This is a genomic window from Streptomyces sp. NPDC099050, from assembly GCF_044759865.1.
GTDB lineage: Bacteria > Actinomycetota > Actinomycetes > Streptomycetales > Streptomycetaceae > Streptomyces.
This window is the reverse complement of sequence record NZ_JBIWAE010000017.1, coordinates 135,950-150,517: the sequence shown is the minus strand read 5'-3', so window position 1 is coordinate 150,517 and position 14,568 is coordinate 135,950. Positions and strand designations below refer to the sequence as shown.

The window sequence follows — 14,568 nt, the reverse complement described above, 5'->3', positions numbered from 1 at the left end:
TGATCGGTCACTGTCTGGTTCACGACGATCCGGTAACGACTCATGAACGGGCCTTTAACTGACATCTACGCGCGTTACGATCTCGGCGAAACCAGCGCCGGTCGTGGCGCTTCGGTCAGGTTTTGAAGGAGCCTCCCCTTGCGCCGGATCACCAGGATCGCCACCGTGGGCCTCGCGTCCGCTGCGCTGGCCCTCTCGGCCACCGCCTGTGGCGGTAAGTCGTCCTCGGACTCGTCCTCGTCCGCCTCCTCCTCCGCGGAGAAGTCCGCCGCCATCGCGTACGACATCGGTGGCCGCGGCGACCAGTCGTTCAACGACGCCGCCTACGCGGGTCTCTCCAAGGCGGAGAAGGACCTCAAGGTCAAGGGCGCCGAGGCGGAGCCCACCGATGGAGAGGGCGAGGCCGACAAGGTCCAGCGCCTCACCGAGCTGGCCCGCAAGGGCAACAACCCGGTCATCGGCGTCGGCTTCGCCTACGCGCCGGCCATCAAGAAGGTCGCCGAGAAGTTCCCGAACACCACGTTCGGCATCATCGACGACACCTCGGTGCAGGCGAAGAACATCGCCAACCTCGTCTTCAACGAGGAGCAGGGCTCCTACCTGGCCGGCGTCGCCGCCGCCAAGGCGTCCAAGACCGGCACGGTCGGCTTCATCGGCGGTGTCGAGGTTCCGCTGATCAAGAAGTTCGAGGCGGGCTTCACCCAGGGCGTCAAGGACACCAACCCGAACGCCAAGGTGCTCAGCCAGTACCTGACCCAGCCGCCGAACTTCGACGGCTTCGCCAAGCCCGACCTGGGCAAGGCCGCGGCCGAGGGCCAGCTCGACAAGGGCGCCGACGTGATCTACTCGGCCGCCGGTCTGGCCGGCTCCGGCGCCATCGAGGCCGCCGCCGCCAAGGGCAAGTGGTCCATCGGTGTCGACTCCGACCAGTACAACCAGGCCGGTCTGGCGAAGTACAAGGACTTCATCCTGACCTCGGTCACCAAGGACGTCGCCGACTCCGTCTACAACCTGATCAAGTCGGTTCAGGACGGCAAGCCCGAGTCCGGCGAGGTCCGCTACGGCCTGGACAAGGACGGCGTCGGCCTGGCCGACTCCAACCCGAAGTACAAGGAGATGACCGACGTCGTCGCCGCGGTCGAGAAGGCCAAGGCCGACATCATCGCCAAGAAGATCGAGGTCAAGACCGCGCCGTAAGGTGCCGTCCGACCTGCTTCACGCGTGAACCCGGGGTCCGGGCAGCGGTCACCATCGCTCCCGGGCCCCGGCCCGTGTCACGTGGTTTTATGTGATCTTGTGGCCGGTTGGCCGCAAGTTTTCACTTTCGACAGTGCTACGCGCGTAGAAGCATCGTGGACGCGATACTTTCTCCCCCCGCCCTGTCCCCTCCCTGCCTTCAGCTCCTTCCGCGCCAAGGAGAGTGCGTCATCAACGCGTCCAGCCCGCCCCCCGCCGTAGAACTGCACGGCATCACCAAGCGCTTCCCCGGCGTCGTCGCCAACAAGGACATCGCGATCACCGTCCGCAAGGGCACGGTCCACGCCCTCGTCGGTGAGAACGGCGCCGGCAAGTCGACGCTGATGAAGATCCTCTACGGCATGCAGAAGCCGGACGAGGGCACCATCGCCATCGACGGGGAGCAGGTCTCCTTCAGCAGCCCCGGCGATGCCATCGCCCGCGGCATCGGCATGGTGCACCAGCACTTCATGCTCGCCGACAACCTCACCGTCCTGGAGAACGTGGTTCTCGGCGGCGAGAAGCTCTACGGCATCGGCGCGAAGGCCCGTAAGAAGATCAGGGAGATCTCGGACGCGTACGGCCTCGGCGTACGTCCCGACGCCCTGGTCGAGGACCTCGGTGTCGCCGACCGCCAGCGCGTGGAGATCCTCAAGGTCCTCTACCGCGGTGCGAAGATCCTCATCCTCGACGAGCCGACCGCGGTCCTCGTGCCGCAGGAGGTCGACGCGCTCTTCGACAACCTGCGCGAGCTCAAGTCCGAGGGCCTGACCGTCATCTTCATCTCGCACAAGCTGGGCGAGGTCCTGAAGGTTGCCGACGACATCACCGTCATCCGGCGCGGCACCACGGTCGGCACCGCCGACCCGCGCACCACCACGACCAAGCAGCTCGCCGAGCTGATGGTCGGCTCCGAGCTGCCCTCGCCGGAGACCCGCGAGTCCACGGTGACCACCGTCCCGATGCTCCAGGTCGAGCGGCTGACCGTCGCCGAGGGCGGCGTGCCCGTCGCCACCGAGGACACCGCGCGCACCCCGGGCCTGCCGGACGCCAACCTGCGCGAGGCGCCGGTCGCCGGACGCCTGCTGCTCGACGGGATCAGCTTCACGATCCACAAGGGCGAGATCCTCGGCATCGCGGGCGTCGAGGGCAACGGCCAGACCGAGCTCATCGAAGCCCTCATGGGCATGATGACCCCCGACGCGGGCGTCATCACCCTCGACGGCAAGGACATCACCAAGTCTTCGGTGCGGGGGCGCCGCGAGGGAGGCATCGGCTACATCCCGGAGGACCGCCACCGGCACGGTCTGCTGCTGGAGTCCTCCCTCTGGGAGAACCGCATCCTCGGTCACGTCACCGAAGCCCCCAACTCCAAGCGCGGCATCCTCGACCCGAAGGCCGCCCGCAAGGACACCGAGCGGATCGTGCGCGAGTACGACGTCCGCACGCCCGGCATCGAGGTCACCGCGGCCTCGCTCTCCGGCGGCAACCAGCAGAAGCTGATCGTCGGCCGCGAGATGAGCCACAACCCGAAGTTCCTCATCGCCGCCCACCCCACCCGCGGTGTGGACGTCGGTGCGCAGGCGCAGATCTGGGACGCGATCCGCGAGGCCCGCCGCGAAGGCCTGGCGGTCCTGCTGATCTCCGCCGACCTGGACGAGCTCATCGGCCTGTCCGACACCCTGCGCGTGATCTACCGCGGCCGCCTGGTCGCGGACGCCGACCCCGCGACCGTGACCCCCGAGGAACTCGGCACCGCCATGACGGGCGCCGCCTCCGGTCACCTGGACGCCACCGACAACAACTCCGCCGCCGGCACGGACGCCCGTACCGACTCCCCGGAGGACGAGGCCCGATGAAGAAACTCGACAAGGACCGGCTGCTCCTCGGCTTCGCCGGGCCCGCGCTCGCGCTGGTCACCGCCTTCCTGCTGACCATGATCGTGCTGGCGGCGACGGGCGTGGACCCGATCGAACCGCTGCGGCTGATGGTGGAGAACGCGAGCTACGAGGACGTCCAGGTCCTCATCGTCAACCAGGCCGGCACGTACTACCTGGCGGCCCTGGCCGTGGCCATCGGCTTCCGGATGAACCTCTTCAACATCGGCGTCGACGGCCAGTACCGGCTCGCGGCGATGGTGTCGGCGGTCGTCGGCGCGGCGGTCTCGCTGCCCGGCCCGCTGCACATCCTGCTGATCGTGATCGTCGCCATGCTGGTCGGCGCCTTCTGGGCCGGTATCGCGGGCGTCCTGAAGGCCCGGCGCGGAGTCAGCGAGGTCGTCTCCACGATCATGCTGAACGCGATCGCCACCAGCCTGATCGCCTGGCTGATCCTGCCGAAGAACCTCGGCGTCCAGCCCGCGGGCTCCAACGACCTGACCACCGGCGAGATCGCCAAGTCGGGCTGGTTCCCGGCCATCTCGCTGGGTGACGGCCTGGAGATCTACGGCTTCACCTTCCTGGCCTTCGCGCTGGGCATCGTCTACTGGTTCGTCCTGGGCCGCACCCGCTTCGGCTTCGACCTGCGCGCCACCGGCGCCAGCGAGTCCGCCGCGCAGGCCTCCGGTGTGGACGCCAAGAAGATGATCATCACCTCGATGCTCATCTCCGGCGCCGTCGCCGGCCTCGCCGGCATGCCGGTGCTGCTGGGCGAGAGCCACACGTACAGCCTGTCCTTCCCGGTCGGTGTCGGCTTCACCGGCATCACCATCGCGCTGCTCGGCCGCAACCACCCGGTCGGCATCCTCTTCGCCGCGTTCCTGATGGCCTTCATCGACAAGGCCTCGGCCTCGCTCGACACGGCCGGGTACGCGAAGGAGATCGGCACGATCATGAAGGGCCTGATCGTGATCGCGGTCGTCGTCTCCTACGAGCTCGTCCGCCGTTACGGGATCCGACGCCAGCAGCAGAAGGTCGGCGAGGAGCTGGCCGCGGGCCACGCCATCACGACCGACAAGGAGGTCTCGGCGTGAGCACCAGCACCGTTTCCGCGACCAGCGCCGCGCCCAAGAAGCAGGGCGGACGCACCAAGCTCACCCTCCCGTGGATCATGCTGATCATCGCGGGCGGCCTCGCGCTCGTCTCGCTGGTCCGCGTGATCAGCGGCGCCGACGACCTGACCTCCATCGGCCAGGTCTCCGGAGCGCTCTCCCTCGCCGTGCCGATCGGCCTCGCCGGCCTCGGCGGCCTGTGGGCCGAGCGCGCGGGCGTCGTCAACATCGGCCTCGAAGGCATGATGATCCTCGGCACCTGGTTCGGTGCCTGGGCCGGCTACCAGTGGGGCCCGTGGACCGGCGTGATCGCCGGCCTGATCGGCGGCGCCATCGGCGGCCTGCTGCACGCGATCATCACGGTCACCTTCAACGTGAACCACATCGTCTCCGGTGTGGCCATCAACATCCTGGCGCTGGGCTTCACCCAGTACCTCTCGAACTTCACGTTCGCCGAGGCGCCCGGCGGCTCCTCCAAGCAGTCCCCGCGCGTCGAGCCGATCTACGAGATCACCGTGCCGGGGTTGTCGGACTGGATGGCGAGCCTCCAGGGCAAGCACTGGTTCTTCGTCTCCGACGTCGCGGGCGTGGTCGGCGGCCTGGTCACCGGCCTGTCGCTGCTGACCGTCGTCGCGCTGCTGCTGATCCCCGGCACCTGGTGGGTGCTGTGGCGCACCACCTTCGGCCTGCGGCTGCGCTCCTGCGGCGAGAACCCCGTCGCCGCCGAATCGCTCGGCGTCAACGTCTACAAGTACAAGTACATCGCCGTGATCGTCTCGGGCGCCCTCGCGGGCCTGGGCGGCGCGTTCCTGTCGATCGTGGCCAGCCCGATCTACCAGGAGGGCCAGACCGGCGGCCGCGGCTACATCGGTCTCGCCGCGATGATCTTCGGCAACTGGATGCCGGGCGGCATGGCGCTGGGCGCCGGCCTGTTCGGCTTCACCGACAGCCTCAAGCTGCGCGGCGGCGCCGAGAACGTCCACGCGATGCTGCTGCTCATCGCGATCCTGCTCGTCCTGGTCGTTGCCTGGCAGCTCTACAAGAAGCGCTACGTCCCGGCCGGCATCTCGGCGGTCTTCGCCGTGCTGCTGTTCCTCTGGTACGCGCTCACGGACCAGGTGCCCAGCCAGTTCGTGGACGCCGCCCCGTACCTGACCACGCTGCTGGTGCTCGCGCTGTCCGCGCAGCGCCTGCGAATGCCGAAGGCGGACGGCATGCCGTACCGCAAGGGTCAGGGCAAGTGACGGCCGCTCCCGACTGGGACGCCCTGCGCGAGGCCGCCCGGGAGGCTATGTCCCGGGCGTACGCCCCGTACTCGGGCTTCCCGGTCGGCGTCGCGGCGCTGGTCGACGACGGCCGCACCGTGGTCGGCTGCAATGTGGAGAACGCCAGCTACGGGCTCGGCCTGTGCGCCGAATGCGGGCTGGTCTCCTCCCTCCAGGCCACGGGCGGCGGCCGCCTCACGCACTTCACGTGCGTGGACGGCAAGGGCGAGATCCTCGTCCCCTGCGGCCGCTGCCGCCAGCTGCTCTTCGAGTTCGGCGGCGCCGAGCTCCAGGTGGAGACGCCGGAAGGCGTTCTGCCGCTCTCCGCGATGCTGCCGCAGGCCTTCGGGCCGGACCATCTGAGATAGCCGCGCGACGGCCCTCCGCCCTGCCGGGCGGGGGGCCGCCGTCCTTTCCTCCGTTCGTACCCCTCTCCTCTCTCTATGCGCGTAGAAGGAAGCACTTCCATGGACGTCATCTCCGTCATCCGCACCAAGCGCGACCGCGGTGAACTGAGCCCCGAGCAGATCGACTGGGTCATCGACGCGTACACGCGCGGCGTGGTCGCCGACGAGCAGATGTCGGCGCTGGCGATGGCCATCCTGCTCAACGGCATGAACCGCACCGAGATCGCCCGCTGGACCGCCGCGATGATCGCGAGCGGCGAGCGGATGAACTTCGACTCCCTCTCCCGCCCCACCGCGGACAAGCACTCCACGGGCGGCGTCGGCGACAAGATCACCCTGCCGCTGGCCCCGCTCGTCGCCGCCTGCGGCGCGGCCGTGCCGCAGCTCTCCGGCCGGGGCCTCGGCCACACCGGCGGCACGCTGGACAAGCTGGAGTCCATCCCCGGCTGGCGCGCCCTGCTCTCCAACGAGGAGATGCTGCACGTCCTGGACACCACCGGCGCCGTCATCTGCGCGGCCGGCGACGGCCTGGCCCCGGCCGACAAGAAGCTCTACGCGCTGCGCGACGTGACCGGCACCGTCGAGGCGATCCCGCTGATCGCCTCCTCGATCATGTCCAAGAAGATCGCCGAGGGCACCGGCTCGCTCGTCCTGGACGTGAAGGTCGGCACCGGCGCCTTCATGAAGAACATCGAGGACGCGCGCGAGCTGGCCCGCACGATGGTCGGCCTGGGCACGGACAGCGGCGTCAAGACGGTCGCCCTCCTCACGGACATGTCCACCCCGCTCGGCCTCACCGCCGGCAACGCCCTGGAGATCCGCGAGTCCGTCGAGGTCCTGGCCGGCGGCGGCCCCTCGGACGTGGTCGAGCTGACCCTGGCCCTGGCCCGGGAAATGCTGGACGCCGCGGGCATCAAGGACGCCGACCCGGCGAAGGCCCTGGCCGACGGCCGCGCGATGGACGTGTGGCGCCGGATGATCGCCGCGCAGGGCGGCGACCCGGACGCGGCGCTGCCCGTCGCGCGCGAGCAGCACGTGGTCACGGCCCCGTCCTCGGGCGTGCTGACGCGGCTGGACGCGTACGGGGTCGGCGTGGGCGCCTGGCGCCTGGGCGCCGGCCGCGCGCGCAAGGAGGACCCGGTCCAGGCGGGCGCGGGCATCGAGCTGCACGCGAAGCCGGGCGACACGGTCACCGCGGGCCAGCCCCTGATGACCCTGCACACGGACACTCCGGAGAAGTTCGACTACGCCCTGTCGGCGCTGGACGGCACCTTCGACATCGCGGCGGCGGGCACGGCCTTCTCCGCCACGCCGATCGTGCTGGACCGCATCGCGTAATCCTGCACGCTCACTCGTACGGCTGAACGGGACCGGTGGACGACCGCCGGTCCCGTTCTGCATGCTGGGATCGGTGCCAACAGCTTGAGGAGCACACCATGAGCGCACTCACGGTCCAGCACGAGCCCGAACGCGGCGAGGGCTGGGAGGGCCTCGTCCGTCGTTGGGAGGACACGGACCGACCCGAGGGCTGCAAGGTGGAGATCGTCGAGGGGATCGTCACCGTGGCACCACCACCGGTCAACCGTCACAGCTACATCGCCGACTTGGTTCATGAGGGCCTGTACGCGGCGAAGCCCGACGACTGTGGGATCTACCAGACGCTCAATGTCGCAGTCCCGACTCGAAACGGCCTCTACATTCCTGACCTCGCGGTCGTCCCGCGCGACGTGGTGCGCAGGGAGGGCAATTACGTGCCCGCGGACGCTGCTGAGATCGTCGTTGAGATCACCTCGAAGTCGAATGCTTCCAACGACCGGGTGGCCAAGCTGAACGGCTACGCAGCCGCAGGCGTGCCGCTTTACCTGTTGATCGACCCTCAGGTGTCGGGCACGCCCACCATCCACCTGTACGGCGAGCCCCAGGGCGGCACGTACCGGTTGCTGTCGGTGGTCGAGTTCGGCGAGCCGATCTACATCCCCAAGCCGTTCGACTACACGCTGGACACTTCGGACTTCCCCCTCCCCTGCCGATGAATTCGGGCGAGGCCAGGGGTCTGCCCTCATGTGGAGACCAGAACCTTGGCCCTGGAGGGGCCTGAGCCGGATACCGTCGAGCTGTGCGCACGCGTGCGTACCCTGTGCAGGGACGGGCCCGACGCGGTGGTGTGCGACGTCCGCGCAGTCGCCGCACCCACGCTCGCGACCGTCCAGGCCCTCGCTCGTGCCGCCCTCACCGCCCGGCGCCTCGGCATCCCCCTCCGGGTCACCGGAGCCGGCCCGGCCCTGCGCGCGCTACTCCACCTCGTAGGACTCGTCGAGCTGCTCGGGGAGCCCGAAGAGCGGGAACCACCGGGCGGTGTCGAGGAAGGCGTTGAGCCCGACGATCTTGCCCTCTGACACCTCCAGCACCTGGAGCGCCCACGGGGTCCAGCCGGGCTGACCGTCCTCCCGCAGCCGGTACTGGCCGAAGGCCGGCATGCCGTTCGCCGTGGTCGGGATCATCCGGGAGCCCTTGCAGCCGATGCCCTGGTTCAGGTGCCAGGCCGCGATGTCCTCGTGGCCCTGGAGCCACAGGTCGAACGGCGGCATCGACAGCACCGCGTCCTCGTGGAGCAGGGCGGTCAGCCGGGAGATGTCGTACGCCTCGAAGGCGGCGAGGTACTGCTCCAGCAGCTTGACCTGGCCGGAGTCCAGCGGGTCCGCGGACTCGCTCTCCCGGATCCGGGTCGCGGCGAGCGTCGCGCGGGCCCGCTGCAGGGCGCTGTTCACCGAGGCGACGGTGGTGTCCAGCAGGGTGGCGACCTCGTCGGCCTTCCAGGCCAGCACCTCGCGCAGGATCAGTACCGCCCGCTGCTTGGCCGGCAGGTGCTGGAGCGCGGCGACGAACGCGAGCCGTACGGACTCCTTGGCCAGCGCCATCTCCGCCGGATCGGCGGTCTGCGGCAGCACCCGCCCGTCCGGCACCGGCTCCAGCCAGGTCACCTCGGGCCGCTCGTTCAGCACGGCGGAGGCTTGGTGCTGCGGGGCGCTCAGGTCCATCGGCCGGGCGCGCTTGTTCCCCGCGCTCAGCAGGTCCAGGCAGACGTTGGTGGCGATCCGGTATAGCCAGGACCGCAGGGAGGACCGCCCCTCGAACTTCGCGAAGCTCCGCCAGGCACGGATGTACGTGTCCTGCACCGCGTCCTCGGCGTCGAAGGCCGAGCCGAGCATGCGGTAGCAGTAACCGGTGAGCTCCACGCGGTAACGGTCGAGCGCCGCGTCGAGGTCGAGGTCGGGTGCGAGGTCGGTGGCTTCGGTCATGTCCCTTGATCCCCCTGGTAGTTCCCGGTCCTTCGGACGCTACCCGAGGGGTCTGACAACCGCAGCCCGGCACGCGGCGGCGGAACGTTCCGCTAGACCTGCGCCTAGATCTGCCACCGGGCCCGGACCACCCCGTCCGGGTCCGGCAGAACCCCGGTGAACAGGGGGTTGTGCTGGTCGGCGTACACCGGCAGCAGCGCCGCGGCCCGGGCCCCGGAGAGCACCTCCACCAGCTCCGCGCGGTCCTCCTCGTCGACGAGGCCGCTCCGGATCGGGCCGTCCGCGTCCTCCCACACGCACTCCAGCGAGAACTCCTCCGGCAGCCCCGCGACCAGCCCGGCGGTATCGGCGGACAGCCCCGGCCAGACGTTCAGGAGTGCGCGCGGGGCGAGGCCGGCCCGCAGGGCGCCGAGCCGTACGCCCGCGTCGCCGCCGCCGTCGATCCGGTGCCAGCGCGTCCAGGCGTGCTGCTCCTCGACGAGCCCCGCCTCGCCGCGCGCCGCGCTCGCCCGGACCCGCTCCCAGAACCCCTCGTCGGCGGCCCGCTGCTCGTACGGGCCGTCGAAATCGGGATCGTACGGCGAGACCTCGATCGGCTCCGCGAAGATCCCGAGCTCCCGGGTGCGGACCACGGCCGCCCCGCAGGGAGTGCGGGAGCCGACGTAGACGTACAGGTCCCATCCGACCTGGACGGCGAAGACCTCCCGGTCCTCCTCCACGGCCTCCAGCCGGCAGTAGGGGCCGTCGCCGCGGAGCATGCCGCGCACGAGTTCCAGCGCCACGGGCACCGTCACCCGGGCGCCGTCGTGGAAACCGGCCGGGCCGTCGGGAAGCAGCCCCGTCAGCCCGTACCCCTCCACCGCGGGCTCCCGCCCGAAGTGCCCGGACCCGCCGAAGACCCGCGGTTCCCGCACGGTGAGCAGCTCCACCCCGCTCTCCCGCGCGAAGGCGCCGATCGCCGCCAGGTACGCGGCCTCGACCGGCCCGTGGTCGCTGTCGGTGTCCTCCGTCCCCCGGTAGGTCCCGTCGGGCGCCCGGTCGGCCGGGTCGTACTTGGTCACCCGGTAGGCGTGGGGCAGGAACGGCACCTCAGGCCTCTTCCGGGTCGAGCGGCGCTCTGTACGGAGGACGGGCGAGGGGCAGCTCCGGGCGGTCCGGGACGGTCCAGGACGGCGGCGGGCGGAAATCGCACCAGGTGCCGTCGAAGGGGTAGGCGGCCGAGTCGATGAGCCGCGTGACGCGGACGCCCTCCGCGCGGATGGCGGCGGCCTCGGCCGCCGTCCAGTACACCGGGTGACCCGTCTTCGCGGCGAAGGACTCCTCGTCCTTCCACTCCCACGAGCGGTCCGGGGTCACCGTGATGTCGAGTTCCTGGTCGGTCACGTGCACGTCCGCGCCGTCCCGGGTGCGGACACGGGATTCGAGGTTCACGTACCAGCTGCGGAACTCCTGCCCCAGCGTGAAGCTCCACCACACCGCGTGCCCCGCCCCGGCCGGCTGCAGGATCAGCGCGCCCCCGTGCCGCCACCGGTCCGCCCGCAGCGGGTACGAGCCCTCCGGCGGCAGGTCCCGCAGGTGGGTGCCGGGCGGGATGGCGGCGCGCCAGAGCGGGGTGCCCGGGGCCACCCACAGCAGCAGGCCGCCGTCCCCCGACTCGACCACGCGGGCCGGGATGACCATGCTGACCGTGCTGCCGAGTATGAGGTGAATGTTGACTGTCGACATGACCGGCGATCATGCCATCCGCCGGTTGCCCGCCCCTTGTGCGGCAGTCCTCAGCCGGCCGGCATCCCCGCGATCCGGGCGCTGCGGGCCGCGTGGGACCCGTACAGGGTGATCGTGACGACCCCGGCGACCGCGAGCAGCGCGAGGGCGACCGTGGCCGCCCAGCCCGCCGAGTGGTAGGCGAGGGCGCCCAGCGTGCCGCCGGCGCTGGAGCCGACGTAGTACGCCGACTGGTAGAGCGCCGAGGCCTGGGCGCGGCCCGTCTTCGCCGTACGGCTCACCGCCGAGGAGGCCACCGCGTGGCCCGCGAAGAAGCCCGCCGTGATCAGGATCAGGCCCAGCAGGATCGCGGTGAGGGAGTCCGCGAGGGAGAGGAACAGGCCCGCCGCCGTCGTGGTCACCGCCAGGTACAGCGCGCCGCGCCGCCCCAGCCGGGCCACCAGCTGCCCGGCCGCCGCCGAGGAGACCGTACCGACCAGGTAGACCAGGAAGATCGAGCCGATGAGGCCCTGCCCGAGCGAGAACGGCTCGTCCACCAGGCGGTAGCCGATGACCGTGTACACCGCCCCGAACACGGTCATGAACAGAGCGCCGATCCCGTACAGCCGCAGCAGCAGCGGATCGCGCAGGTGCCCGGAGACGGTACGTCCCACCGCGCGCGGGTTCAGCGAGGCCGGCCGGAAGAACCGGGCCCGGGGGAGGAGGACCAGGAACGCCGCCGCGCAGGCCAGCGACATCAGGCCGACGGCCAGCAGCCCGCCGCGCCAGCCCCAGACCTGGGCCGCCCAGCCCGTGACGAGGCGGCCGCTCATGCCGCCGATGGAGTTGCCCGCCACGAACAGGCCGATCGCGGCGACCAGCGCCTTCGGCTTCACCTCTTCCGCCAGGTACGCCATCGCGGAGGCCGGGATGCCGGCGATCGCCGCGCCCTGGACGGCGCGCAGCGCGATCAGCCACTCCAGGTTCGGCGCGAAGGGCACCAGCAGACCGACGCCGACCGCGATCACCATCGAGCAGGTCATCATCCGGGTTCGGCCGAAGCGCTCCGACAGCGCGCTGAGCGGCAGCACGAACAGGGCGAGCGCACCGGTGGCCGCCGAGACCGTCCAGCTGGCCTGACCCGCCGTCACGCCGAAGCCCCCGGAGATCGCGGGCAGCAGCGCCTGGGTGGAGTAGAGGAGGGCGAAGGTGGCCAGTCCGGCGGCGAAGAGCGCGAGGCTGAGGCGGCGGTAGCCGGGGCGGCCGGGCTCGTGCGCCTCGGGTGCGCAGGCGGGGAACGACGGGGTGGAGGCACCCGGGATGACGGGTGCCCCGGTATGAGCGGGAGGCATGCGTACGACCGTAGGCCCGTGCTTTTCATGCGTCCAATGCACGGATTCGCGATAATCAATCCATCCGTGCATCAGCGCAGGTCAGATGGGTGGCTATCGATGAGTCGTTACGAAGAAGACATGGCCGTGACACATGCGCTGGCCCCGCGCCTCGCGTACTTCGCCGCCGTGGCCCGGCACGAGCACGTCACCCGCGCCGCCCACGAACTGGGCGTCCCCCAGTCCACCCTCTCGCGGGCCATGGTCCGCCTCGAACAGGACCTGGGCGTCACGCTGTTCGCCCGCAAGGGCCGTACGGTCGCGCTCACCACCGCCGGCCGCACCTTCCTCGCCTCGGCGGAACGCTCGCTGGCCGAGATCGCCCGCGCCGCCGGCTCCGTACAGCAGGACGCCGACCCCTCCTTCGGCAAGGTCGCCTTCGGATTCCTGCACACCCTGGGCCCAGAAACCGTGCCCGGCCTGATCCGGGCCTTCCGGGCCGACCACCCCGGCGTACGGTTCTCCCTGGTCCAGAACTACGGCGAGGCCATGCTGGAGAAGCTGCGCGCCGGGGAGCTCGACCTCTGCCTGACCTCGCCGCTGCCCGACGCCCCGGACCTGGTGGCCCGGCGGCTCGACGAGCAGCGGCTGCGCCTGGTGGTCCCCGACGACCACCGGCTCGCCGGACGCAAGCGGATCCGCCTCGCGGAGGCCGCCGAGGAAACCTTCGTCACCCTGGAGCCCGGCTACGGACTGCGCCGCATCACCGACGACCTGTGCGCGGAGGCCGGTTTCACGCCCCGGGTCGCCTTCGAGGGGGAGGAGGCCGAGACCCTGCGCGGGCTCGTCGCCGCCGGTCTCGGCGTGGCGCTGCTGCCGCCGCCCGCGGTGGCCCGGCCCGGGGTCGTCGAGCTGACGGTCACCGCCCCGCGCGCGGTCCGCGAGATCGGGGTGGCCTGGCGCGACGGGCATCCGGACACGCCGCCGGTGGCGGAGTTCAAGAAGTTTCTGCTGTCCCGTCGGGGGCGGCTGATTCCGGAGCTTCAGCCGGAGGGCGCGTGAGCGGGTCCGTGTCCGTGGACGCCGCTGATGTGGCGGACATGGCGGATGTGGCGGATGTGGCGGACGCGGCGGATGCCGCCGAGGCCGCCGCCGTCGCCGACAGCAGGAACCCGGCCTGGAAACGGGACTTGGCCCCCACCGCCCGCATGATCTCGGCGATGTGGCGCTGGCAGGTCCGCTCCGACATGCCCAGCCGGCGGGCGATGACCTTGTCCTCCAGCCCCTCCGCCAGCAGCCGCACGATGGTCTGGCGCAGCTCGTCGGAGATGGAACGGGCCTGCTCCGGCCCGATGGTGGTGCTGAAGGGCTCGGCCTGCGACCAGCAGCGCTCAAAGGTCTGCACCATGAACTGGACGACGTTGGGCTCGCGCACCACCAGCGCCGCCTTGACGTCGTCCCGCACCTCCATCAGCCCGGTGTGCCGGTCGACCAGGATCATCCGCATCAGCCCGTCGCCGAAGGTACGGACCTGCGAGCCGAGCGCGGTCACCCGCTCGACGTAGGCGGCCGTCGGGCGGGAGTAGCGGGCGGTGTGCTGGTAGAGGGTGCGCATCCGTACGCCCCGGGACAGCATCGCCTCGTCCCGCACCACCGCCCCCTCCAGGGTCGCGGTGCTGCGGCCGCCGCCCGGGTGGCACGTCAGCACCTCGGACCCGGCCGAGGCGGTGAGCTCCCCGATCAGGTCCTGCAGCGCGGCCGGGTCGGTGACCAGCTCCAGGGCGTTCGCCCCGCTCCGGTCGCGCAGGTCGGTGCCCGCCTCGTAGGAGGGGAGCAGCTCCTCCAGCCGCCCGCGCAGCCGGTCCATCTCGTCGTGGGTCTCGCGCACCCGCAGGGCCAGCGGGGCCAGCGTGCGGGCCACCGCGGCCCGCGGGGACACGGCGCTCCAGCACGCCCGCGCGGGCCCGCCGCCGTCCGGGCCGCCGTCGGCGGCGGAGGCCGGGCGGGAGCGGGGCTGGATCAGGTGGGCCGCCGCGAGTTCGGCGAGGGCGGCGCCGACGGACTCGCCGAGCGCCTCGGCGGCTTCCGTCTCGGAGAAGGCGTGCCGCTCGGCCGCGAACGCGTAAAGACGGCGGGCCACGGAGCTCAGTTGGTCCGTTTCATCCGATGGCATATGCATATTCGTCCCGGCTTGTGCCGATTCGTAAACCCCTCGTGTTCCCGCAAGGCATCAAGACGAGGCCCTCCGATCTTCGTGAGGATAGGCCTAACCGGCACAGTGGTACCACGGCGTTCTCGGGGGAGGGCGCGGGCACCCTCAAGTCCGCGCTTCGCCGT

The 14,568-nt window shown here is 70.9% G+C and carries 14 protein-coding genes; 9 read left to right on the top strand and 5 right to left on the bottom strand.

The window, feature by feature from the left end; genetic code table 11:
- The first annotated feature begins 138 nt into the window (after positions 1–138).
- From ACIQV3_RS26865 to ACIQV3_RS26830, 8 genes are all read left to right on the top strand, one after another.
- Complete coding sequence (locus tag ACIQV3_RS26865; RefSeq protein WP_403716068.1) at positions 139–1,197, top strand: BMP family protein; 1,059 nt, start codon at positions 139–141, stop codon at positions 1,195–1,197.
- Between the two features lie 164 nt (positions 1,198–1,361).
- The gene (locus ACIQV3_RS26860) at positions 1,362–3,095 is read left to right on the top strand and encodes an ABC transporter ATP-binding protein (protein ID WP_403716188.1); all 1,734 of its coding nucleotides are present in this window, start codon (positions 1,362–1,364) and stop codon (positions 3,093–3,095) included.
- Complete coding sequence (locus ACIQV3_RS26855; RefSeq protein ID WP_403716065.1) at positions 3,092–4,207, top strand: ABC transporter permease; 1,116 nt, start codon at positions 3,092–3,094, stop codon at positions 4,205–4,207. Before ACIQV3_RS26860 ends, ACIQV3_RS26855 begins: the two co-directional genes overlap by 4 nt.
- Entirely contained in the window at positions 4,204–5,469 is a 1,266-nt protein-coding gene (locus ACIQV3_RS26850; protein WP_403716063.1) for an ABC transporter permease, read from the top strand. Before ACIQV3_RS26855 ends, ACIQV3_RS26850 begins: the two co-directional genes overlap by 4 nt.
- On the top strand, positions 5,466–5,858 hold the full coding sequence (locus ACIQV3_RS26845) for a cytidine deaminase (RefSeq protein WP_403716061.1): 393 nt from the start codon (positions 5,466–5,468) through the stop codon (positions 5,856–5,858). Before ACIQV3_RS26850 ends, ACIQV3_RS26845 begins: the two co-directional genes overlap by 4 nt.
- Before the next feature lie 99 nt (positions 5,859–5,957).
- The gene (locus ACIQV3_RS26840; protein WP_403716058.1) at positions 5,958–7,235 is read left to right on the top strand and encodes a thymidine phosphorylase; all 1,278 of its coding nucleotides are present in this window, start codon (positions 5,958–5,960) and stop codon (positions 7,233–7,235) included.
- 98 nt (positions 7,236–7,333) lie between these two features.
- Positions 7,334–7,930, top strand: a complete 597-nt coding sequence (locus ACIQV3_RS26835) for a Uma2 family endonuclease (RefSeq protein ID WP_403716056.1) — start codon at positions 7,334–7,336, stop codon at positions 7,928–7,930.
- 30 nt (positions 7,931–7,960) lie between these two features.
- Entirely contained in the window at positions 7,961–8,293 is a 333-nt protein-coding gene (locus ACIQV3_RS26830; protein ID WP_403716053.1) for an STAS domain-containing protein, read from the top strand.
- Here the strand turns inward: ACIQV3_RS26830 and ACIQV3_RS26825 are convergent.
- The 4 genes from ACIQV3_RS26825 to ACIQV3_RS26810 form a co-directional block, all read right to left on the bottom strand.
- Entirely contained in the window at positions 8,189–9,196 is a 1,008-nt protein-coding gene (locus ACIQV3_RS26825) for a sigma-70 family RNA polymerase sigma factor (protein ID WP_403716050.1), read from the bottom strand. The genes ACIQV3_RS26830 and ACIQV3_RS26825 overlap by 105 nt on opposite strands.
- Positions 9,197–9,300: 104 nt before the next feature.
- The gene (locus tag ACIQV3_RS26820) at positions 9,301–10,284 is read right to left on the bottom strand and encodes an RNA-binding protein (RefSeq protein ID WP_403716048.1); all 984 of its coding nucleotides are present in this window, start codon (positions 10,282–10,284) and stop codon (positions 9,301–9,303) included.
- A gap of 1 nt (position 10,285) precedes the next feature.
- A complete protein-coding gene (locus tag ACIQV3_RS26815; RefSeq protein ID WP_403716045.1) occupies positions 10,286–10,921 on the bottom strand; it encodes a DUF402 domain-containing protein in 636 nt (211 codons plus the stop codon).
- A gap of 50 nt (positions 10,922–10,971) precedes the next feature.
- A complete protein-coding gene (locus ACIQV3_RS26810; protein ID WP_403716042.1) occupies positions 10,972–12,252 on the bottom strand; it encodes an MFS transporter in 1,281 nt (426 codons plus the stop codon).
- Between the two features lie 99 nt (positions 12,253–12,351).
- Here ACIQV3_RS26810 and ACIQV3_RS26805 point away from each other — a divergent pair, with 99 nt between their 5' ends.
- Positions 12,352–13,293: a LysR family transcriptional regulator gene (locus ACIQV3_RS26805; RefSeq protein WP_403716040.1), complete on the top strand. Its 942-nt coding sequence runs from the start codon at positions 12,352–12,354 to the stop codon at positions 13,291–13,293.
- Here the strand turns inward: ACIQV3_RS26805 and ACIQV3_RS26800 are convergent.
- Positions 13,229–14,371: a LuxR C-terminal-related transcriptional regulator gene (locus ACIQV3_RS26800; protein ID WP_403716036.1), complete on the bottom strand. Its 1,143-nt coding sequence runs from the start codon at positions 14,369–14,371 to the stop codon at positions 13,229–13,231. The genes ACIQV3_RS26805 and ACIQV3_RS26800 overlap by 65 nt on opposite strands.
- Positions 14,372–14,568: the final 197 nt, after the last annotated feature.